Raw genomic sequence first — 20,962 nt, forward strand, 5'->3', positions numbered from 1 at the left:
GACCCGCGGCGGCCTCCGCGGCAAGGGCCGTTTCGGCCACCCGTACGCAGAGAACCGGGGCTGATCAGGACATGGGACGAGTCACGGAACGACGCAAGGTGATCCGGATCCGGGACGGCGCGGTCTCCAGCCGCCCGGACACCCTGGTCGCCGAGGAGCCGCTGGAGATCCGGCTCAACGGCAAGCCGCTCGCGATCACCATGCGCACCCCGGGCGACGACTTCGCGCTCGCGGCCGGGTTCCTGGTCAGCGAAGGTGTACTGGCGAACGCGGAGGATCTTCAGAACATCGTGTACTGCGCGGGGGCGACCGTGGACGGGTCGAACTCGTACAACGTGGTGGACGTACGGACCTCTCCCGACGTCGTCATCCCGGACATCACGCTGGAACGCAACGTGTACACGACGTCCTCGTGCGGTCTGTGCGGCAAGGCGAGCCTGGACGCGGTCCGTACGACGGCTCGCTGGCCCATCGCCGACACTCCCCCGGTCCGTGTCGAACCCGCGCTGCTCGCGAGCCTCCCCGACCGGCTCCGCGCGGCCCAGCGGGTCTTCGACCGGACCGGGGGTCTGCACGCGGCGGCCCTGTTCAGCGAGGCGGGCGAACTGCTGGACATACGGGAGGACGTGGGCCGGCACAACGCAGTCGACAAGCTGGTGGGCCGCGCCCTCCAGAACGGGGACCTGCCGCTGTCCCGGGTGATCCTGCTGGTGTCGGGCCGGGCCTCGTTCGAGCTGGCGCAGAAGGCGGTGATGGCCGGCATCCCGGTGCTGGCGGCGGTGTCGGCGCCCTCGTCGCTCGCCGTGGACCTGGCGGCGGAGACGGGCCTGACCCTGGTGGGCTTCCTGCGCGGCAGCAACATGAACGTGTACGCGGGCGAGGACCGCATCGCCCTCCAGGCCGCGGCCACCCAGGGCTGAGGCCCGCGCCCCGCGTCACGGCGGCGGGGCCCCGACCGGCGGGGAGCGCCCCCTGCGCCGCAGGGGCCCCGCCTCGGCCCCGCCCTCACCTCACCTCACCTCACCCTCGCGAGCCTCCGCGAAGGCCGGCCCCTCTCAGCCGGGCGCACCCCGCACGCTCTCCACGAACCCCGCGATCAGCGCCGAGCGCCGGTTCGCCTCCCACGCCAGCACCACCTCGTCGGGTTGGGCGTCGGTGACGGGCACGTAGGTGATGTCGGGGCGCGAGTACTGCTCGGCCACGGAGACGGGGACCAGGGTGATGCCCGCGCCGGAGGCCACGGCCTCGAACTTCTCCTCGATGCTGCGGATCGGTATGTCGTCCGGGCCCTGGTCCGTGTACCGCAGCCAGGTCTCGCCGTCGAGGTCGGCCCGCACGAGGTCCTGCTTGCCGGCGAGGCGGTGGTCGGCGGGCAGCATCGCGACCCGGGTCTCGGTGAACAGCGGCAGCAGTGTGAGGCCCTCCTCGCGGATCGGGCGGCGCAGATAGGCGAGGTCGACGGTGCCGTCGAGGATCAGCTGTTCCTGGTCGTCCCACTCGACCCGGCGGGCCCTGACCTCGATGCCGGGGTGGGCGGCACCGTAGGCACGCAGGGTGCGGGTGACGACGATGCCGGCCCGGAAGCCGATGACGAGCCGGTGGGGACCGCGCCCTGACCGTTGCACCCTGCGGCGGGTGGCGTCCGCCGAGGCGAGCAGCGCGCGCCCGTCGTCGAGGAGTTGGAGTCCGGCCGTCGTCAACGTCACGCCGTGGCTGTCGCGTTCGAAGAGGGAGGAGTCCAAGTCCTTCTCCAGGGCCCGGATCTGACGGCTCAACACGGGCTGTGCGATGTGCAGTCGCTCGGCGGCGCGCCCGAAGTGCAGCAGCTCGGCGACCGCCACGAAGTAGCGGACCTTCCGCAGGTCGAGGTCCATGGGTGCCGCCCTTCCGTACGCCGTCGGCGATGCCTTCAGGGTATCGCCACCGCCGGAAGAGGTCTTGGACGGCGAGGCGGCCCCGGCCGCAGGCTGGATCGCGTGACAGCAACGCGAAAGGGGCAGGACATGGGACTGCGAGGACAGCGGATCGTCGTCATCGGCGGTACGGCGGGCATCGGGCTCGCCGTCGCGGAGGCGGCCGGACAGGAGGGCGCCCGGGTGGTGGTCGCCTCGCGCCGGCAGGAGAACGTGGACGCGGCGCTGAAGCGGCTCCCGGCGGACGCCGAGGGCAGGGTGCTCGACGCGAGCGACGAGGGCGCCGTACGGGACTTCTTCGCCGGGATCGGCGGCTACGACCACCTTGTCTACACGGCAGGTGAGGCGCTGCTGATGGAGCGCCTCGCGGAGTCCGACCTCGGGCGGGCCCGCGCCTTCCTGGACACCCGGCTGTGGGGTGCCTATACGGCGGTGAAGTACGGCGCTCCGTCGATCCGGGAGGGCGGTTCCGTGGTCCTGACGACGGGCACCGCGGCGCGCAGGCCGCTGCCCGGCACGACCGTCGCCGCCGCTCTGTGCGGGGCGATGGAGTCGCTGACCCGTGCGCTGGCCCTGGAGCTGGCCCCGCTGCGGGTCAACGTGGTGGCGCCCGGTGTGGTCCGGACCGAGCTGTGGCGGGAGTTGGGCGCCGAGGAGCGGGACGGGCTGTTCGGGTCCGTCGCGGGTTCGCTGCCGGTCGGGCGGATCGGTGAGCCGGCGGACGTCGCCGAGGCGTACCTGTATCTGATGCGCGGCGGCTACAGCACCGGTTCGACGGTGGTCGTGGACGGCGGCACCCTCCTCGTCTGACCGGACGGTGGCCCCGAACCGGGGGTGACGGGCTCAACCGCCCTTCGCGAACCGCACCTCCGCGGCCGTCACCACCGACCCCAGCCGGGGGAAGTCGAGCTTCACCGACGCCTGGTGCTCGGCGGCGGTGAGCGCGCTCATCGCGTCCTCGACGAAGACGAGGTGGTGGCCGAGGTCGCCGGCGGCACGCGCGGTGGACTCCACGCCGAGGTTGGTGGCGATCCCGCCGAACACCAGGGTGGTGATGCCGCGTTCACGCAGCCGCTCGTCGAGTCCCGTGCCCTGGAAGCCGCCGATCGTCCGCTTCACGATCTCCAGGTCCCCTTCCCGGAGCAGCCCGTCGGCGAGTCCACTGCCGGCGGGCTGCTCGGCCGTGCCGGGACGTTCGACCCGGATCAGCACGACGAGCGCGCCGACGGAGCGGAAGGCGGCGGCCAACTCCTCGGCCACGGAGAGGACTTCGGTTCCCCTGTACGGTTCGAGCGGCAGCGCGACGATGCGGTCCATCAGGTCGACGAGGACCAGGGCGGTGCGCTCGGGGTCGAGGGCGAGCCGGGGATCGGGTGTCCGGGGTGGAGTCATGACGGAACGTTAGCCCCCATCAGCCGTCCGTACCGGAAATCCGGATCAACAGGCCCATGAACCCGGCGCGTTCGGCCTCCGACAGCGGGGTGAGACGTTCGTCGTCGGCGCGGCACGGGCGGCCTTCTCCTGAGCCGCAGCCTCATCTGACACTCCCTCATCATCCTTCCCACATGGCGAAGTTATGGGGCGACATGCGCTGCACGCTTCTTGTGAGGCGCCGGAGGCCCCAACTAACGTCTGTGACGCGCCCGTTGGACGTGGGATGTCCAGATGTCCAGATGAATGAAGGGCAGGAAGCACCATGCCGTCGAGTCTTCGCGCACGTCTGAGATCCACCTTCACCGCCGCACTCACCCTGGCCGCGCTGCTCATGCTCCCGGGCCACGCGCACGCCACCGCCACCACCTCCCCCACACCCGAGTTCGACCAACAGGTCCTCTTCAAGGCTCCCCAGGACGCGGGCTACGCCTGCTTCCGGATTCCGGCCATGGTGAGGACCAACGACGGCACCCTGCTCGCGTTCGCCGAGGGCCGGGTCCTCAACTGCGGTGACGCCGCCGACATCGACATCGTCGTCAAGCGCTCCACGGACGACGGCCGCACCTGGAGCCCGTTACAGGTCGTCAACCACGGCGGCGGCGACACCCACGGCAACCCGGCACCCGTCGTGGACCGGAAGACAGGCCGCGTCCTGATCGCCGAGACGTACAACACGGGCCGTACGGACAGCGCCAGTTGCTCGGTCCCCTGCGACCGCACCCCGCACATGCAGTACAGCGACGACGACGGCCTGACCTGGTCGCAGCCGCGCGACCTGAGCGACGAGATCCTGCCCCCGAACTGGAACTCCTGGTACGCCACAGGTCCCGTGCACGGCATCCAGCTCACCCGCGGCCGGCACAGGGGGCGGCTCGTCTTCGGCGTCAACACCGAGACCTGGGACGGGAGTCGGGTCACCGCGAACAACGCGGCGCTGATCGTGAGCGACGACGACGGCGACCACTGGAAGATCGGCGCGACCGACTCGTACCCGATCGCGGCCGACGGCACCTGGCGGCAGAAGCCGTCCGAGGTGACGCTGACCGAGCGCACCGACGGCGCGATCCTGGTGAGCGGCCGTGAACAGGACGGCACCGACCTCGGGCAGCGCACCCAGGCGGTCAGCCACGACGGCGGCGACAGCTTCACCGCGCCCTTCCGCGCCCTCCCCGACCTGTACGCCCCGCAGGTGCAGTGCTCGACGCTCGGCGTCGGCTCCCGCATCCTGCTGGCCTGTGACGCCGACCCCGACCGCCGCCGCACGATGATGATCCGCTCCTCCTACGACGGCGGCCGCACCTGGGACAGCGTGGACCGCGGCACGGTCGTGACGAAGGACTGGTCGGGCTACTCCGACATGGCACGCGTCGACGGCGACAGCGTGGGCCTCCTCTACGAGGGCGGCGCGGTGACCGCGACCGACGAGATCCGCTTCGCCCGCTTCGACGAGGCCTGGCTGCAACCGCGCCGGGGCCCGGACCCGACGACCGCCGACCTCGCCCCGTACGCCCGGCGCGCGGCCGTGCTCGGCGGCGCCCAGGAGACCGACGGCGTGTCCGGTGGTGCCCTGTCCTTCGACGGGGTCGACGACGCCGTGCGGCTGCCGTACAGCGACCGACTCCCGCTGGGGACCAAGGACTTCACGGTGTCGCTCTGGTTCCGCTACACCGCCACGACCGGCGACCAGCCCTTCCTGTGGATGGGCGGGGTCGGCACCACCGAGCCACAGGTGTGGCTGCGCGGTGAGCCCGCGGGCAACGACGTCCGGGCGCTGATCACCACCCGCGTCGGTGCGAAGACCGTCCACACGGCCTCCGTGGTCACCGCCGGCGCCTCCAACGACGGGCAGTGGCATCGGGCCGTACTGCGGCGCGGCGGCGGGCAGTTGACGCTGTCCGTCGACGGGACGACGGTGAGCACGGCGGACATCGTGGGCTCCGTCAGCCGCAACTCACCGTTCGGTGTGCACATCGGCCAACGGATGGACAGCATGCAGTACTTCACCGGCTCGATCGACGACGTACACGTCTGGGACCGGCTGTTGACGGACGACGAACTCGCCGCGCCGCACCCTTCTCCCGCCGGGACCGTCCTGTGGCTGCCCATGGACCATGTGAGCGGCAGCCACTAACGTCCCGGGCGTGCCCGACGACCGACGAGCACGACAGCGCCGGGGAGCCGGGGTCGGCCTGCTGCTGACCCTGGCCCTCGCGGCCGTGCTGCTCACCGCCCTCCCCCGGGACCACCGCGGGGAGGGCGGCGGCACGTGCACGGCCCGTACGGTCCGCGCGTGGTCGCCCGACGCGGGGCTCACCGACTCCTTCGCCGCGTACGGCGACGACGAGACCCGCACCGACGACTGGACCGGCGGCGACGGCACCCACTCGGTGCGGCTGCCGGACGGCAGGGTGCTGTGGCTGTTCTCCGACACCTACCTCGGCCGGGTGTACGCCCCGCCCAACCCGGTCGGCGAGTCGTACGCCTGGCGGGACACCGCGGCGCCGCTGGTCCGCAACTCGGCGGTGGTGATGCGCGACGGGCACCCCGAACTCACCCTCCCCGCACCGCTGTTCCCCGACCCCGCCCCGAACGCCTGGCGCTGGCCGGTCGCGGCCCAGGTCGAGCCCCGCTCCCCCGGCTCCGCCGAGTCGGTCGTACGGGTGCTGCTGTGGACGCGGACGGCGGGGCCGTACCCGTGGATCTACGGCGTGCCCGCAGCGACCGAGGTGGCCACGCTGTCGCTGCCCGACCTGCGGGTGGAGTCGATCGTGCGGGTCTTCGGGCAGGAGCTGGTCCAGGACCCGTCCCGGCGGGTGCAGTTCGGGACGACGTCGGTCGTGGCGGGCGACTGGACGTACGTCTTCGGCGGGAACGACGCGCAGGCCGCGGCCCGGCCGACCTCCTCTGCGTATGTGGCGCGGGTGCCGGTGGGGCGGCTCGGGGAGCCGGGCGCCTGGGAGTTCTGGGACGGCTCGGCGTGGACGGCCCGGGCGGGGCCGCGACCGGTGCTCGGCGATGGCCGGCGCACGGGCGTGGGCAGCGCGTTCTCGGTGGTGCGGGACGGCGGGACGTACGTCCTGTTCACGATGGCGGCGGGCAGCCGGGGCCTCACCACCGTGACCTCGTACTGGGCGTGTTCGCCCACCGGACCCTGGCACGGGCCGGGCCGGAGCTTCAGCCCGCCGCTGCCGCCGGGCCAGGTCGCCGCCTACAACCCGCAAGCCCACCCGGAGGTGGGCGACGGCGACCGGCTCGTGCTCAGCTACGACGTCAACTGGCTGGATGCGACGGCCACTTCGGCCGCCCTGAACCTCAGCCGGAACGTGTCGCTGTACCGACCGCGGTTCGTGACCCTGCGGTTGGGGCCCCCGCCTCCATGACCTCGGGGAGCGGATCGTGGGAGCGGCGCTTGGCGATGACCGCGCACACCATGAGCTGCATCTGGTGGAAGAGCATCAGCGGCAGCACGGCGAGGGAGGCGTGCGCGCCGAACAGCACGCCGGCCATGGGCAGTCCGGACGCGAGGGACTTCTTCGAGCCGGCGAACTGGATGGCGATCCGGTCCTCCCGGTCGAAGCGCAGCGCCTTGCCGCCGTACCAGGTCAGGGTGAGCATCACCGCGAGCAGGACGGCCTCGACGGCGAGCAGTCCGGCCAGGCGGACGGCGCTGACCTGGTGCCAGATGCCCTGGACCATGCCCTCGCTGAACGCCGTGTAGACGACGAGGAGGATCGAGCCGCGGTCGACGTAGCCGAGCACCTGCTTGTGCCGGGTGACGAACCCGCCGATCCAGCGCCGCAGCACCTGCCCTGCCAGGAAGGGCACGAGGAGTTGCAGCACGATCTTGAGGAGCGAGTCGGCGGAGAACCCGCCCGCGTTGCCGCCGATCAGTGCCGCCGCGAGGAGCGGGGTGATGACGATGCCGGCCAGCGAGGAGAAGGAGCCCGCGCAGATCGCGGCGGGCACGTTGCCGCGCGCGATCGAGGTGAACGCGATCGACGACTGGACGGTCGACGGGACGAGGGTGAGGAACAGCAGTCCCTGGTACAGGGGGTGTGTCAGCAGCACCGGGACGAGGCCGCGGGCGGCCAGGCCCAGCAGCGGGAAGACCACGAAGGTGCAGGCCAGGACGGTGGTGTGCAGCCGCCAGTGCTTGAAGCCCTCCACGGCCTCACGCGTCGACAGCCGGGTGCCGTAGAGGAAGAAGAGGAAGGCGATCGCGGCCGTGGAGGCGCCCGAGGCGACGTCGGCGCCTGTGCCTCTGGCCGGGAGGAGTGCGGCGACGCCCACCGTCCCGAGCAGCAGCAGGATGTAGGGGTCGATCGGCATCCGGCTCGGCCGTCGCAGGCGTATCACTGTGCTCCACTACCTCGCTGTACGTCCGTCCCGTCGTCCGGGGCGGACTCGTGCCCTCCCCATCCTCCTCTCCGGCCTCTTGATCGGGAATCCGTCATACCGCTCTGACTGCCATCACGTTTCGCGATAAGCGGATACCGTGGGGGCATGTACGACCTCTCCCACCTGCGTACCTTCCTCGCGGTGTCCCAAACGCTGAGTTTCACGCAGGCCGCGCGGCGGCTCGGGCTGCGGCAGTCCACGGTCAGCCAGCATGTGCGGCGGCTGGAGGACGCGACGGGACGGCAGCTGTTCACCCGGGACACGCATTCCGTGGAGCTGACCGAGGACGGCGAGGCGATGCTCGGATTCGCGCGCCGGATGCTGGAGGTGCAGGAGCAGGCGTCGGCGTTCTTCACCGGGACGCGGTTGCGGGGGCGGCTTCGCTTCGGGGCGTCCGAGGACTTCGTGCTCACCCGGCTGCCGGAGATTCTGGAGGGGTTTCGCCACGACCATCCCGAGGTCGACCTGGAGCTGACCGTCGAGCTGTCCGGGACGCTGCACGAGCAACTGGACGCGGGGAAGCTGGACTTGGTGCTGGCCAAGCGGCGGGCCGAGGATTCGCGGGGGGAACTGGTCTGGCACGACAAGCTGGTGTGGATCGGGGCGGAGCGGTTGCGGTTGGACGCGGAGCGGCCGGTGCCGTTGATCGTCTATCCGCCGCCGGGGATCACTCGGGCGTTGGCGTTGGAGGCGTTGGAACGGCAGGGGCGGGCTTGGCGTATCGCCTGTACCAGCGGGAGTCTCAATGGACTGATCGCCGCCGCGCGGGCCGGGTTGGGGGTGATGGCCCACTCTCGGGGGATGGTGCCGCCGGGGCTGGTGCGGGTGCCCGAGCGGGCGGGGTTGCCGGAGCTGGGAGAGGTGGATTTCGTGCTGGTGCACGGGCGCCGGCGGGTTTCCGCGCAGGGGGCGGCGGATGCGTTGGCGGGGGCGATTCTCTCGGGTGGGGACCGCTTGCAGCGGCGGAGTTGAAGGAGTCGAGGGAGGGGTCCCCGGTGTGCGTTCTCGGGTGCCGCGCCGTCGTGGCCGGTCGCGCCGTTCCCCGCGCCCCTGGAGGGTGTCGGCCCCGGTGCTTTTGAGGGACCCGGGGTTCAGCGGAGGGTGCGGTACGTGAGCTGTTTGACCCTGCGCAGGAAGGGGCTCGCCTCCACGTGTGTCACGCCGGCCAGGTGGCCCAGGGGGCCGCTGAGGTAGTCGTAGAGGCCTGCCGTGTTCTTGACCACGGCGGTGACGAAGATGTTGGACGGGCCGGCCGTGGCGGAGGCGTAGGCGATCTCGTCGTGGGTGGCGAGGGCCTCGCCGACCGAGTGCAGGGCGGCCGGGGTCGCCGTGATCCAGAGGACGGCGGCGCGGGAGTAGCCGAAGAACTCCGGGTCGTACTCGAGGTCGATGTACAGCGCGCCGGAGCCGAGCAGGGTGGCCAGGCGGCGTTTGACGGCGGACTCGGAGCGGCCGGTGGCGCGCTGGAGTTCGGGGTAGGTGGCGCGGCCGTCGCGTTCGAGGGCGGCGATCAGGGGCTCGTCGTCGGGGGTGATGCGGGCGGGGCCTGGATCGGGTGACGGTTCGGGGAGGAGGGCGGCCGTCTGGTCGTCGGTGAGGAGGTTGAAGCGGCGCAGCCAGCCGGTGGGGCCGCCGTAGAAGCGGTGGAGCATCTGGTGGGCGCGGATGTCCAGGACGCTGGGGGTGCGCGGGAGTTTGCCGAGGAGGAGGTCGTCGTAGTCGCCGGGGCTGCGGGGGCGGGTCAGGCAGATGATCTCGGTGCCGCCCGAGGCGAGGCCGATCCAGGCGGTGTCGGGGCGTCTGGCGAGGGCGTCGGCGATGTTGAGGGCGTTGTCGGGGGCGCAGCGCAGGCGGAGCATCCACTGGTCCTGGCCGAGGCGTTCGGCGTCCCGGATGGCGACGACGCGGAGGCCGGCCTCGGCGGTGAGGCGGCGGTAGCGGCGGGCGATGGTCTGGTCGGAGGCGCCGAGGACCGTGCCGAGGCGGCTGAAGGAGGCGCGGCCGTTGAGTTCCAGGGCGGTCAGGAGTTGCAGGTCCAGCAGGTCGTAGGTGTCGGATTCCATCTCCAGCACGGCTGCTCCTGTCGGATTCCGGCGGTGAGGCGTCCCGTACTGCTCTGTTCGTCCGCGTGCGGCTCATCGTACGGAGAACTGCACATCCGGAACAGGGGAGTTGAGGGAATGCGTACATGGGGGCCGCTCACGGCGGTGTGCCTGGGCACGTTCATGTTGTTGCTGGACGTGACGATCGTGGTCGTCGCGCTGCCGGACATGGCGCGGTCGTTGCACGCGTCGTTGAGCGATTTGCAGTGGGTGGTCGACGGGTACGCGCTGGCACTGGCCGCGCTGCTGCTGGGAGTCGGTGCCGCCGCCGACGTTCTGGGGCGGCGGCGGGTGCATGTGATGGGCGTCGTGCTGTTCGCGGTGGCGTCGCTGCTGTGCGGGCTGGCGGACGGGCCGGGGGCGCTGGTGGCCGCGCGGGCCGTGCAGGGGGTCGGTGCTGCGGCGATGCTCGCCACGACGCTGCCGTTGCTCGGGTCCGTGTACCGGGGGCGGCAGCGGTCGGTGGCGCTCGGGGTGTGGGGTGCGGTCAGCGGTGGGGCGGCTGCGGTCGGTCCGGTGCTGGGCGGGGTGCTCACCGAGGGGCCGGGGTGGCGGTGGATCTTCTTCGTGAACCTGCCGGTGAGCGTGGCCGCGGTGTGGCTGACGCTGCGGGTGGTGCCGGAGTCGCGGGGGCCTCGCGGGATGCGCATCGACTGGCTCGGGACGGTCGCGTTCGCGGGGTTCGCGGCCGGGGTGACGTATGCGGTGGTGCGGGCCGGTGAGGACGGCTGGGGTGCTTCGGCGACGCTCGGTTCGTTCGCGGTCGCGGCGCTCGCGCTGGTCTGCTTCGTGCTGGTGGAGCGGCGGGTGGCGCATCCGCTGCTCGATCTGTCGCTGCTGCGCAAGCCCGCGTTCGTGGGCGTGATGGCGGGGGCGCTCGCCTTCAACGGGGTGGCGTTCGGCGTGGTGCCGTATCTGTCGATCTGGATGCAGACGCTGCTGGGGATGAGCCCGGTGCGCGGCGGTCTGACGCTGCTGCCGCTGACGGGCGCGGCGGTCGTGGTGTCGGTGCTCGCCGGGAAGCTGCTGCACGGGGTGCCGGCGCGGCTGACCAACGGCGGCGGGCTGCTGCTGATCGGCACGGGCTGCTTCTGCCAGGCCGTCCTGGGCGCCGGTTCGGACTGGACGACGCTGGTGCCGGGGCTGGTGCTGGTCGGCGTCGGTACGGGTCTGGTGGCGCCCGGGATCGCGGGGGCGGCCCTCGCGGCGGTGCCCGCGGAGCGCGCGGGGATGGCGGGCGGTGCCGTGAATACCGTACGGCAGCTGGGGTATGCACTCGGCGTCGCCGTGTCCGGGACCGTGCTGACCTCGCGGATGCGGGACACGCTTCCGCACGACGCGGCGCACGCGCTGGCGGGCGGTGGGGCCGGGGCGCTGCGTGGGGCGTTCTCCGAGCACGCGCTGCGGGCCGCGTTCGCGTCGGGGCTCGACTCGGCGCTCGTGACGGCCGGGTTCGTCGGGACGGCGGCGGGCGCGCTGGTGCTCGCCCTGGCCGGATCGGGGCGCGCGGAGCGGCCCGCGGGGCCGGGACCGGCCGTGCGGACGCCGGGCGGGGAGGAGGCGGCGTCGCGTGGGTGACGGCGGGTGACGGGACGCCTGGGGTAATCGGGTCGTACAGATTCAGTGGAGATTACGGGCTCGAAACCTACGGAACCGTAAGGATTTCTGTCCGGCCCTTCCCCTTGTGCGGGCATTTTCCACCGCTGACCTGTGCGGACCCGTGAACCTCCGGAATTCCCACCCCCTCCCGCCCTTCTGTCCCGTGGGGTAGCTTTCACCGCGCTGAAGGGGAGTGCCAACAGGGATCGGGGAGCGGGGTTTGCGCGAGTTCAACAACCCTCCGTTGGCGTTGGCACCGCCGGTGGGCGGTCTGGCCGACGTCGTCTTCGAGCGTGCCCAGGACGACCCCCTCCATGTCTCCCTCGGCCGCAAGGACGAGCAGGACGAGTGGCGGGACGTGACCGCCGCCGAGTTCCGTGACGAGGTCCTCGCGCTCGCCAAGGGGTTGCTCGCGCGGGGCGTCCGCTTCGGCGACCGGGTCGCGATCATGTCCCGCACCCGCTACGAGTGGACGCTGTTCGACTTCGCGCTGTGGACGATCGGCGCCCAGGTGGTGCCGATCTACCCGACGTCGTCGGCCGAGCAGTGCTTCTGGATGCTGCACGACGCGCAGGTCTCGGCGGCGATGGTCGAGCACGAGGACCACGCGATGACCATCGCCACCGTCATCGACCGGCTCCCCGCGCTGCACCAGCTGTGGCAGCTCGACACGGGTGCCGTACAGGAGCTGTACGACGCCGGCGCGCACATCGAGGACGAGGTGGTGCACCGGCACCGCCAGGCCGTCACCCCGGACTCGACCGCGACGATCATCTACACCTCGGGCACCACGGGCAGACCCAAGGGCTGTGTCATCTCGCACGGCAACTTCATGTACGAGGCCGACACGGTCATCGACTCCTGGGAGTCCGTCTTCCACTCGAAGCGCGGCGACGAGGCGGCGACCCTGCTGTTCCTGCCGCTGGCGCACGTCTTCGGGCGGATGGTGGAGGTCGCGGCGATCCGCGGCGGGGTACGTTTCGGCCACCAGCCGCAGCTGAACGCCGCGGCCCTGCTGCCGGACCTCGTCGCCTTCAGACCGACGTTCATCCTGGCCGTGCCGTACATCTTCGAGAAGGTCTTCAACGCGGCCCGCCGCAAGGCCGAGAAGGACGGCAAGTCCGGTCCTTTCGAGAAGGCCGTCGAGGTCGCGGTGAAGTACGCGGACGCGGTCGAGGCGAAGGCGTGGGGCACCGGCCCGGGCCCCTCCGCGAGCCTGCGCATGCAGCACCAGCTCTTCGACAAACTCGTCTACTCCAAGGTGCGGGCCGCCATGGGCGGCCGTATCCGCAACGCCATGTCCGGCGGGTCGGCCATGGACCGCCGCCTCGGGCTGTTCTTCGCGGGCGCGGGAGTCCAGATCTACGAGGGCTACGGCCTCACCGAGTCGACGGCCGCCGCGACCGCCAACCCGCCCGAGCACACCCGCTACGGCACGGTCGGCCGGGCCATCCCCGGGGTCACCGTGCACATCGCGGACGACGGGGAGATCTGGCTCAACGGCCCGAACGTCTTCCAGGGGTACCTCAACAACCAGAAGGCCACCGACGAGACCCTGCACGACGGCTGGCTCGCCACCGGGGACCTGGGCTCCCTCGACGAGGACGGCTATCTCACCATCACCGGGCGCAAGAAGGAGATCCTGGTGACCTCGGGCGGCAAGAGCGTCGCGCCGGGGCTGCTGGAGGAGCGGGTGCGGGACCATCCGCTGGTCTCGCAGTGCATCGTCGTCGGCAACGACCGCCCCTACATCGCCGCCCTCGTCACCCTCGACCACGAGGCCGTCGAGCACTGGCTGACGATGCGCGGCAAGCCGCAGCTGTCGCCGGCCGAGCTGGTGCGGGACGCCGACCTGGAGACCGAGGTGCGGCGCGCGGTGGTCGCCGCCAACACCCTGGTCTCGCAGGCCGAGTCGATCCGCACCTTCCGGATACTGGCCCAGCCCTTCACCGAGGAGCACGGTCTGCTGACCCCGTCGCTGAAGCTGAAGCGCAAGGCCATCGAGAACACGTACGCGAACGAGGTCGAGGCGCTGTACCGGGCCTGAACTCCCTTCTTTCTAGCCGATGTTGACGCGGAAGAGCTTGTCGGAGCCGGCGGGCTGGTTGCCGTTGTTGTCGCAGTTGGTGGTGGACAGCCACAGCTGGTCGGCGCCGGGGACCTTGGTGACGGTACGCAGCCGGCCGTACGTGCCGACGTAGTACGCGGTCGGGGTGCCGACGTTCTCGGTGTCGCCGTTGATGGGGATGCGCCACAGGCGTTCGCCGCGCAGTGACGCCATGTAGACGACGTTGCGGACGATGGCGATCCCGCTGGGTGAGGCCTCGTTGACGTTCCAGGTGGCCTTCGGGTTGGTCATGCCGGCGACGCTGCACGTCCCTTCGCAGGTGGGCCAGCCGTAGTTCGCGCCCGGTTTGATGAGGTTGAGTTCGTCCTTGGAGCTGTTGCCGAACTCGGCTTCCCACAGGCGGCCGTTGCGGTCGAAGGCGAGGCCCTGCGGGTTGCGGTGGCCGTAGGAGTAGACGTAATTGCCGAACGGGTTGCCGGGCGCCGGTTTGCCGTCCGTCGTCATGCGCAGGATCTTGCCGTTGAGGGAGGTCTTGTCCTGGGCGAGGTCGGGGGTCTGGGCCTCGCCGGTGGAGACGTAGAGGTAGCCGTCGGGTCCGAACGCGAGGCGCCCGCCGTTGTGGTAGCGGTTCTTCTTGATGCCCTGGAGGAGGACGGTGTAGTTGGTGAGGGTGGTGCCGTTGTACGTCATGCGGACGACGCGGTTGCCCTCGGACGCGGTGTGCATGAAGTACACGTAGTGGTTGGTGGCCCACTTCGGGTCGACGGCGACGCCGAGGAGGCCGCCCTCGCCGTTGGTGGTCACCGCGTTCGGCACCGTGCCGACCTGGGTCCGGGTGCCGTCCTTGGTGGTCTTCCAGACCTTGAAGTCGTCCCGCTCGGTGACGAGGGCGCTCTGGCCGTCGGGCATCCAGTAGGTGCCCCACGGGATGGTCCAGCCGCTGGAGAGCGTGGCGATCGACGAGGGGACCCCGCCGTCGGTCGCGCAGGCCTTCGTGGTGAAGGTGACGGTGTTGCTCGGCGCGGAGACGTTGCCGGCCGCGTCGCGGGCCACGACGTCCAGCGTGTACGGGCTGTCGCAGGCGAGGCCGGTGAGGGTGGTGGAGGTGCCGGTGGTGACCGTCTTGTAGACGGTGTCCCCGCTGCGGATGTCGTAGGCGACCACCGCACGGTCGTCGGTGGAGGCCCCCCAGCTGAGGTCGGCCGTGTTCGCCGTGATGGCGGCGCTCGACAGAGTGCCGGGTTTGGTGGGCGGATTGGTGTCGGAACTGGGTGTGGTCGTGCAGTCGACGACCGGGCTGGCGGGTGAGGTGTTCCCGGCCGCGTCCCGGGCGATGACGGTGAGGTTGTAGGTGGTGTTCGGGGCGAGCCCGGTGAGGGCCTTGCTCGTCGAACTACCGGGCGCCTCACCGATCTTGTTGCCGTGCTCGTAGAGGTCGTAGGCCGTGACGCCCACGTTGTCGGTCGAGGCGCCCCAGTTCAGGGTGAGGCCGTCCTCGCCGATGTCCGAGCAACTCGGCTGGCCGGGACGGGTCGGGGCCTGGGCGTCGGTGGGGGTGCCGACGCTGATGCGGTCGAGGTTGGGGCCGCCGTTCGCGGTGGTCGCGGTCGCCCGGATCCTGTCGGTGCCGGCCGTCAGCGGGACGTTCACGGTCTTGGTGGCCCAGGTGTTCCAGTCGGCGGTCGCCGGGAAGGAGACGGCGGGCGCTACGACCGTGCCGTTGACGGAGATGTCCAACGGGCGGTCGACGGCGGTGCCGTTGGCGTAGCGGACGGCGACCGACGCGGTGCCGGCCGCCGCGGCGCTCACCGTGAACTCCACATACGAACCGGTGACGTTGGTGTAGTCGACGAAGCCGGTGCCCGTGTACCCGGTGTGGTTGGTGGCGACGGTGCCCTGGACGACGGTGGCGTCCTCGGCCTGGTAGTCGGTGCTCGCCGCGTGCGCGGTGGCGCCGGTGAGTCCGGCGAGCGGCAGGGCGAGGGCCAGGGAGAGACCCCATGCGCCCGGTGCGAGCCTTCTGCCGCGTTTCATGACCGCCCCCTCAGAGTGCTGTTGACCGGGTTCACACGGATCAGGCGCGTCTCGCCCGGCCGCAGTGTCGCGCTGTACGAGTCCGCGATCGTGCCCTTGTGGGAGCCGGACCAGAGGTCGGTGACGTCGCCCGTGCCGGTGAAGCCGACCTGCGACCAGTTCACGGAGACCGTCGCGTTGCCGGACGTACCGGTGTTGAACAGCGCGACCACGTAGGCGCCGTCGCTCTCGCGTTTGCTCCAGACCTGCTTCACGCCGCTGTTCACGACGCGTTTCGCGGCGACGCCGTCCTGGTCGACGCCGATGAGGCGGTCGTTGGTGAGCATCGCCTTGTCGACGGTGTCGAGGTGGGTGAGGTCGGTGCCGAGGAGCAGAGGTGAGCCCGCCATCGCCCACAGGGTGAAGTGCGAGCGCCGTTGGTCGGCCGTCAGTCCCACCTGGTCGCCGTTGCCGACCTCCAGCGAGTCGAGGTCGTTCCAGCCGCCCGGCCCGGCGTACGGCTGCCAGGACGCGGCGGTGTTGAAGCGCGCGGAGACGTGCGACCAGTCGGTGAGCGGGTAACCGCTGCCGTTGGCGCCGGGCCCGCAGTAGCACTCCACGTCGCCCTGGGTGCGCCAACTGTTCGCGTACTGACGCCAGGTGGCGGCGTCGGCGATCGGAAGGTTGTTGGAGAGCGCGAAGTTGATGGGCCGTCCGCTCGCCCGCAGTGCCTTGTCCCAGGCCTGCACGTCGGGGATGTCGGCACTGCCCACACCGTCGATCTTCAGGTAGTCGACGCCCCACGACGCGAACTGCTTCGCCCACGAGTTGACGAACTCCTGCGCGCCGGGCTTCCCGTAGTCGATGTAGTACATGTTCTTGCAGTTGTAGTTCTTCTCCGTCTTCGACGTGTCCGCGATGTCCTTCGCGTGGTAGGAGGTGCCCTCGATCGGGGTGTTCGCGGTGACCGCGTTCTTGGCGATGCCGGGAGTCACGTAGAAGCCGAACTTCAGTCCCTTGGAGTGGATGTAGTCGGCCAGCGCCTTGATCCCGGACGGGAATTTGGCCGGGTCGACGGCCCAGCGGCCGTAGGAGTCGACGGTGAAGCCGTTCGCGTCGCACTTCTGCCAGAAGTCGTCGAGGTTGACGTACACGAAGCCGTGGTTCTTGAGGCCGCTCGCCACCAGTGCGTCGGCCTGGGCCTTGATCTTCGCCTCGGTGGGCGTGCGGCGGACATAGCTCCAACTGCTCCAGCCCATGGCGGGGCGCTGCGACTGGCCGTTGTCCGACATCGGGGTGAAGGCTGTCGCGGGGGTCGCGTAGGAGGTGCCGATCCACGCCTCGTCGATCCGCAGCCGCTTGTAGCGGGTGGTGTCGGTGGCGGCGGCCCAGGTGGAGTCGACTTCGAGGCGGACGTATCGCGCGGTGGCCGCGGCGAGGTCAATGCCCTGGATTCCGCGCCGACTTGGCACCTCTCCGGTCTTGACCGCACTCCCCCAGGTGGTGCCGTCGTTGCTCAGGAACACCTTGTACGCCTTGATCCGTGCCGACTGCTCGGTGTCGGAGCGGGCGTAGGCCACGGAGTCCTCACGCTGGTTGAGCCCGATGTACTGGACCTTCTTCGAACTGCCCAGATCGAACGTGAGGTTGACCGGCAGGGTCTTGTTGTTGTCCCAGTAGGTGAGGTAACTCCCGTCCCCGGCCGCCGAACCCGCGTGGCCGCTCGCCGAGGCGCTCGCGCTCACGGTGACGCCGGACAGGATGCCCTGACGGCCGGCGGTCGTGACCTTGAAGACGGTGTCGTACGGGTCCCAGCCGCCGAGCCCGCTGAGCGTGAGCACCCCGCCGGACTGGGACCACGAAATCGCCGCCCCGGTACGGAGGTTGGTGACGGAGGCGATGCGGTAGCCGTTGTCGCGGATGCGCAGGGTGCTGGTACTGGGCGGGGTCAGGACGTGGATGTACTGGAGGTCGGGGTCGGTACGGCTGATGGTGGTGACGCCGTGGGCGCCGTCGTTCCAGAAGCCGGGTTTGAGACCGCCGTGCAGGTAGCCGCCACCCTCGGTGCCGTGCAGGGACTCCCAGATCGGGTCCAGGTAGGAGTTCGCGAAGGTGTTGAAGGCGGCCTGGTTGGCCGGGAACTTGCCGTTGACCTGGGCGGTCTCCGCCATCAGCGCCTTGACGGAGGAGCCGGCGTTGGTGACGAGGCGGCCGAGGGTGAGCATCCGGTCGACGGACGGGTCGGAACCGTCGTACCACCAGGCTCCGGTCGAGGGCAGTTTGAAGTCGGCCTCGGTCAGGCGCGGTTGGGCGGTGTAGATGGCCTGCGGGTAGTCGTAGGCCGGGGTCATCCCCGTCTTCTGCTCGTTGCTGATCATGTCCATGATGGGGGTGTCTTCGTTGTTGTTGCTGAGCGTGTAGCCGGGGCGCTTCTGGTAGATCTGCTGGTAGAGGTCGTGGCTCTCCCAGTACGCGTTGTCGTTGTCGATCCAGAAGCCGCCGAGGTCGGGATAGCGGTCCATGACCTCGAAGAAGTTGTCGTAGCTGAACTGCCCGAAGCCGTCGCGGGTGGTCAGGTCGACGCTCTTGCCCTTGTAGGCGGAGTAGGCGGCCGAGTCGAGCCACTCGTGGCCGCCCTCGTCGTGCCACTGCGGGTCGTCGGTCATGTAGAGGATGACCTTCATGCCCTTGGCCTTCGCGGCGGTGATCAGCTCGCCGAGGAAGTCCCGCTTGGTGGAGCAGGAACCGGGGATCTTGGACGGCCAGGGGCGGGCGTAGCCGAGGCGGCTGTGGAACGTCGCCAGGACGAGGTACTGCGTATGCAGTTTCCGGGCCTCGTTGATCCAGTAGTCGGGGGTCCAGCCGCCGCTGGTGACGTCGTTCTCCCAGGCGGTGCAACTGGTGTGGGCGGGCGCGGTGCGCAGGCCCCAGTGGAGGAAGAGGCCGCCGACGGCACCTCGGAGGAAGTCCTGGCGGGGGTTCTCCAGATCGAGGGGACGGGCGGCGGCACCGGACGGGCGAGTGCTCGCGGTCGTGCCGGCCGCTTCAGCCGCTTCAGTCGCCCCGGTCACTCCGGTCGCCTCGGTCGCGCAGTTCTCGGTGGAGCCGGTGCTGGAGACACGTGGCGCGCCGGCGCCGCTGACGCAGTAGCCGTTCACGTCCTGGAAGCCGAGGTCGTAGGGCGAGTTGGTGCCCCGCTGTGCGGTGAAGCCGGTGAAGCGGACGTCGCTCGCGGCGTTGGCGATGACGGCGGGCCGGCCGTCGTTGGCCGCGAACTTCACGGAGCTGTCGGTGAAGTGGACGTTGTCGGCGTTGTGCAGATACCAGCCGTAGGCCGGCCGGGTGCCGATGGCCTTCGGGTTGTAGTCCTTGGGGTCGTTGCTCGGTACGCCGGTGGACATGGTGCCGTTGCCGCCGGGGACGGTGATGTGGACGTTCGTGAAGGTGATCCCGCTGATCCGGTGGCCGCTCTCGCCCCACAGGGTCGGGCTGAAGGAGGGGCTGTTGCCGGTGGCCGTGACGTTGTCGTAGGTGACGTCGCTGATCGAGCCGACGCCCGGACTGTTGCCGCAGCGCTTCCGCGTGCCGATCTTCTCCATGATCGGCGAGTGGACGCCGGTCATGGTGATGTCGCGGTAGTGGACGTCGGAGATCTTCGCGCCGTCCATGGAGACCATGCCGAGGCCGGACTTGTCGGCGCCCTCGATGCGGATCTTCGCGAACTGGTAGTCGGAGAAGTCCCCGCAGGTCTCGGAGCCGAACATGAGCGCGTTGCAGCACTTGGCCGAGAGGGTGGAATCGCTCACACGGACATGGCCGTTGGGGAGTTTCGCGCCGAGTGCGTAGTCGCTCTTGAAGACGAGTGCGTCGTCGTTGGCCTTGATGTTCGCGCCGGTGATCGTGACGTGGGTCGTGGAGATGATGTTCCAGCCGTCGCGGTCGCTCGCGGTGTCGATGGTCAGCCGGTCCGAGGTGACGTTCGTGCAGCCGTTGATCAGCGCGGCGAAGTGGCCGCCCCGGCGCAGGGTGAGCCCGTCGCCGATCCGGAGTCCGTCGCAGCGGGTCAGCGAGAGGATCTTGTCGGCCTGGCCGGACTTGGGGTTGCCGGTGATCAGGTTGCCGAGCCCGTCGATGACCCCGCCGCCGACGAAGCCGATGTTCGTGAGCCGGTCGCCGTAGATCATCGCGTCGTGGAAGTGGCTGTGCCCGTAGTCCTGGTACTGGTCGTTCGGGTTGGCCTCGGGAGCGTCGTAGGTGTCCGCGGACGAGCCCTGGATCGTGGCGCCGGTGTCGACCTGGAGCGTCACGTCGCTCTTCATGTGGATGGTGTTCTTGGACTTGTAGGTGCCGGCGGGGAAGCGGACCGTGCCGCCGCCGGCCGCGTTGGCCGCCGTGATGGCCTTGTTGACGGCCGGGGTGTCGTTGGCGGAACCGTCTCCCTTGGCGCCGTAGTCGCGTACGTCGTACACGGCGGCGTGCGGTCCGTGCGGTGCCGGAGGTGCCGGAGGTGCCGCCGCGAGGGCCGAGGGGTGGGCCAGGCCGAGCACGACGGCGAACGCGAAGAACACGCTCGCCGCCCAACTGCGCCTGTACATCGGTGGTTTCATACGGGATCTGGTGGGGGGTTGCATGGCACGGACTCCTCACACGAGCTGGTAGCCACGGAGATCGGTGAGCAGGAGATAGGTGTTCTGAAGGGACCCGGAGGTGTCGCCGAGGGAGCGGTAGATGCCCCACTTGGGGCGGACGCGGTCGGCGAGGAAGGTGTCGACGCCGGTCTTCGACTTGTCGATCACCGTCGTGGAGCCGGACTTGAGGATCCAGCGGACCGAACCCGCCGTGCCGTTGCCGACCTTGATCTGGAAGTCGACGTCGGTCCAGGTGTCGTGCAGCGGGTCGAGCCCGGTACGGCCGACCAGGACACCGGCGATGGGCAGGTTCAGCTCGATGGTCTGCACGCCGTTGACCCGGCGCAGCGACTGCACGACGATCGGCGAGGTGCCGCTGCCGGGCTGCTTCATCTGCATGATGTGCGTGAAGGTGGTGGTCGCCTTCAGGGAGCTGGGGATGTACATCGAGTACGTGATCCGCCAGGTCTGTCCCTCGGTCCACTTGAGGTAGCTGCCGGCGCCGGTGCGCAGACCGGTGACCTCCTGGCGCTGCCGGTCGGTCGAGGTGTCGCGGTCGACGGTGTGCATGTCGAAGCGCCAGTCGTCCCCGGTGGCGCGGATGTGCGGGTGGCCGGCCGGGTGCGAGTCGGCGCGGTCGTCCTCGACGGTCTCGAAGGCGTCGAGGCCGTCGCCGGTCGCGGTCGGTGCCCATTTCTGCTGCCAGGAGGCGGCGTGGGCGGGGGTGGCGGCAGGGAGGCCGGCCGCCACACCGGCGGCTCCGCCGAGGGCGGCGCCGAGTACCGCCCTTCTGGACGCGCTCATGAC

Annotated in this window: 14 protein-coding genes; 7 read left to right on the top strand and 7 right to left on the bottom strand. The window is 70.4% G+C overall.

Annotated features, from left to right (window positions below):
• Positions 1 to 71: 71 nt before the first annotated feature.
• Entirely contained in the window at positions 72 to 920 is an 849-nt protein-coding gene (gene fdhD, locus ACIRB1_RS04065) for a formate dehydrogenase accessory sulfurtransferase FdhD (protein ID WP_352177505.1), read from the top strand.
• 135 nt (positions 921 to 1,055) lie between these two features.
• On the opposite strand, the gene ACIRB1_RS04070 is transcribed toward fdhD, so the two are convergent.
• A complete protein-coding gene (locus ACIRB1_RS04070; protein WP_403464480.1) occupies positions 1,056 to 1,874 on the bottom strand; it encodes a LysR family transcriptional regulator in 819 nt (272 codons plus the stop codon).
• Between the two features lie 102 nt (positions 1,875 to 1,976).
• Between ACIRB1_RS04070 and ACIRB1_RS04075 the strand changes: the two genes are divergently transcribed.
• Entirely contained in the window at positions 1,977 to 2,723 is a 747-nt protein-coding gene (locus ACIRB1_RS04075; RefSeq protein ID WP_403464481.1) for an SDR family oxidoreductase, read from the top strand.
• Between the two features lie 33 nt (positions 2,724 to 2,756).
• Here ACIRB1_RS04075 and ACIRB1_RS04080 read toward each other — a convergent pair whose 3' ends face one another.
• Positions 2,757 to 3,305: an isochorismatase family protein gene (locus ACIRB1_RS04080; RefSeq protein WP_403464482.1), complete on the bottom strand. Its 549-nt coding sequence runs from the start codon at positions 3,303 to 3,305 to the stop codon at positions 2,757 to 2,759.
• Between the two features lie 304 nt (positions 3,306 to 3,609).
• On the opposite strand from ACIRB1_RS04080, the gene ACIRB1_RS04085 reads away from it, so the two are divergent.
• Positions 3,610 to 5,478 carry an exo-alpha-sialidase gene (locus ACIRB1_RS04085; protein ID WP_403464483.1) on the top strand — a complete coding sequence of 623 codons (1,869 nt, stop codon included), beginning with the start codon at positions 3,610 to 3,612 and terminating at the stop codon, positions 5,476 to 5,478.
• 10 nt (positions 5,479 to 5,488) lie between these two features.
• Positions 5,489 to 6,727: a hypothetical protein gene (locus ACIRB1_RS04090; protein WP_403464484.1), complete on the top strand. Its 1,239-nt coding sequence runs from the start codon at positions 5,489 to 5,491 to the stop codon at positions 6,725 to 6,727.
• Here the strand turns inward: ACIRB1_RS04090 and ACIRB1_RS04095 are convergent.
• A complete protein-coding gene (locus ACIRB1_RS04095; RefSeq protein ID WP_403464485.1) occupies positions 6,660 to 7,676 on the bottom strand; it encodes a bile acid:sodium symporter family protein in 1,017 nt (338 codons plus the stop codon). The two genes, ACIRB1_RS04090 and ACIRB1_RS04095, sit on opposite strands and share 68 nt — an antisense overlap.
• 174 nt (positions 7,677 to 7,850) lie before the next feature.
• On the opposite strand from ACIRB1_RS04095, the gene ACIRB1_RS04100 reads away from it, so the two are divergent.
• Positions 7,851 to 8,717, top strand: a complete 867-nt coding sequence (locus ACIRB1_RS04100; RefSeq protein WP_352177511.1) for a LysR substrate-binding domain-containing protein — start codon at positions 7,851 to 7,853, stop codon at positions 8,715 to 8,717.
• Between the two features lie 119 nt (positions 8,718 to 8,836).
• Here ACIRB1_RS04100 and ACIRB1_RS04105 read toward each other — a convergent pair whose 3' ends face one another.
• Positions 8,837 to 9,808: an Lrp/AsnC family transcriptional regulator gene (locus tag ACIRB1_RS04105; protein WP_352178253.1), complete on the bottom strand. Its 972-nt coding sequence runs from the start codon at positions 9,806 to 9,808 to the stop codon at positions 8,837 to 8,839.
• A gap of 117 nt (positions 9,809 to 9,925) precedes the next feature.
• On the opposite strand from ACIRB1_RS04105, the gene ACIRB1_RS04110 reads away from it, so the two are divergent.
• Positions 9,926 to 11,425 carry an MFS transporter gene (locus ACIRB1_RS04110; RefSeq protein ID WP_352177512.1) on the top strand — a complete coding sequence of 500 codons (1,500 nt, stop codon included), beginning with the start codon at positions 9,926 to 9,928 and terminating at the stop codon, positions 11,423 to 11,425.
• Between the two features lie 241 nt (positions 11,426 to 11,666).
• Entirely contained in the window at positions 11,667 to 13,493 is a 1,827-nt protein-coding gene (locus ACIRB1_RS04115; protein WP_352177513.1) for a long-chain fatty acid--CoA ligase, read from the top strand.
• A 12-nt stretch (positions 13,494 to 13,505) separates the two neighbouring features.
• Here ACIRB1_RS04115 and ACIRB1_RS04120 read toward each other — a convergent pair whose 3' ends face one another.
• From ACIRB1_RS04120 to ACIRB1_RS04130, 3 genes are read right to left on the bottom strand one after another with little or no spacing between them, the layout of a single operon-like run.
• Entirely contained in the window at positions 13,506 to 15,548 is a 2,043-nt protein-coding gene (locus tag ACIRB1_RS04120) for a PQQ-dependent sugar dehydrogenase (protein ID WP_352177514.1), read from the bottom strand.
• Positions 15,545 to 20,122: a glycosyl hydrolase family 28 protein gene (locus ACIRB1_RS04125; protein ID WP_403464486.1), complete on the bottom strand. Its 4,578-nt coding sequence runs from the start codon at positions 20,120 to 20,122 to the stop codon at positions 15,545 to 15,547. Before ACIRB1_RS04125 ends, ACIRB1_RS04120 begins: the two co-directional genes overlap by 4 nt.
• Positions 20,123 to 20,170: 48 nt before the next feature.
• The gene (locus ACIRB1_RS04130; RefSeq protein ID WP_403464487.1) at positions 20,171 to 20,959 is read right to left on the bottom strand and encodes a Tat pathway signal sequence domain protein; all 789 of its coding nucleotides are present in this window, start codon (positions 20,957 to 20,959) and stop codon (positions 20,171 to 20,173) included.
• Positions 20,960 to 20,962: the final 3 nt, after the last annotated feature.

Origin of the sequence: Streptomyces sp. NPDC096013, from assembly GCF_044763565.1 — a bacterium.
Classification (GTDB): Bacteria; Actinomycetota; Actinomycetes; order Streptomycetales; family Streptomycetaceae; genus Streptomyces.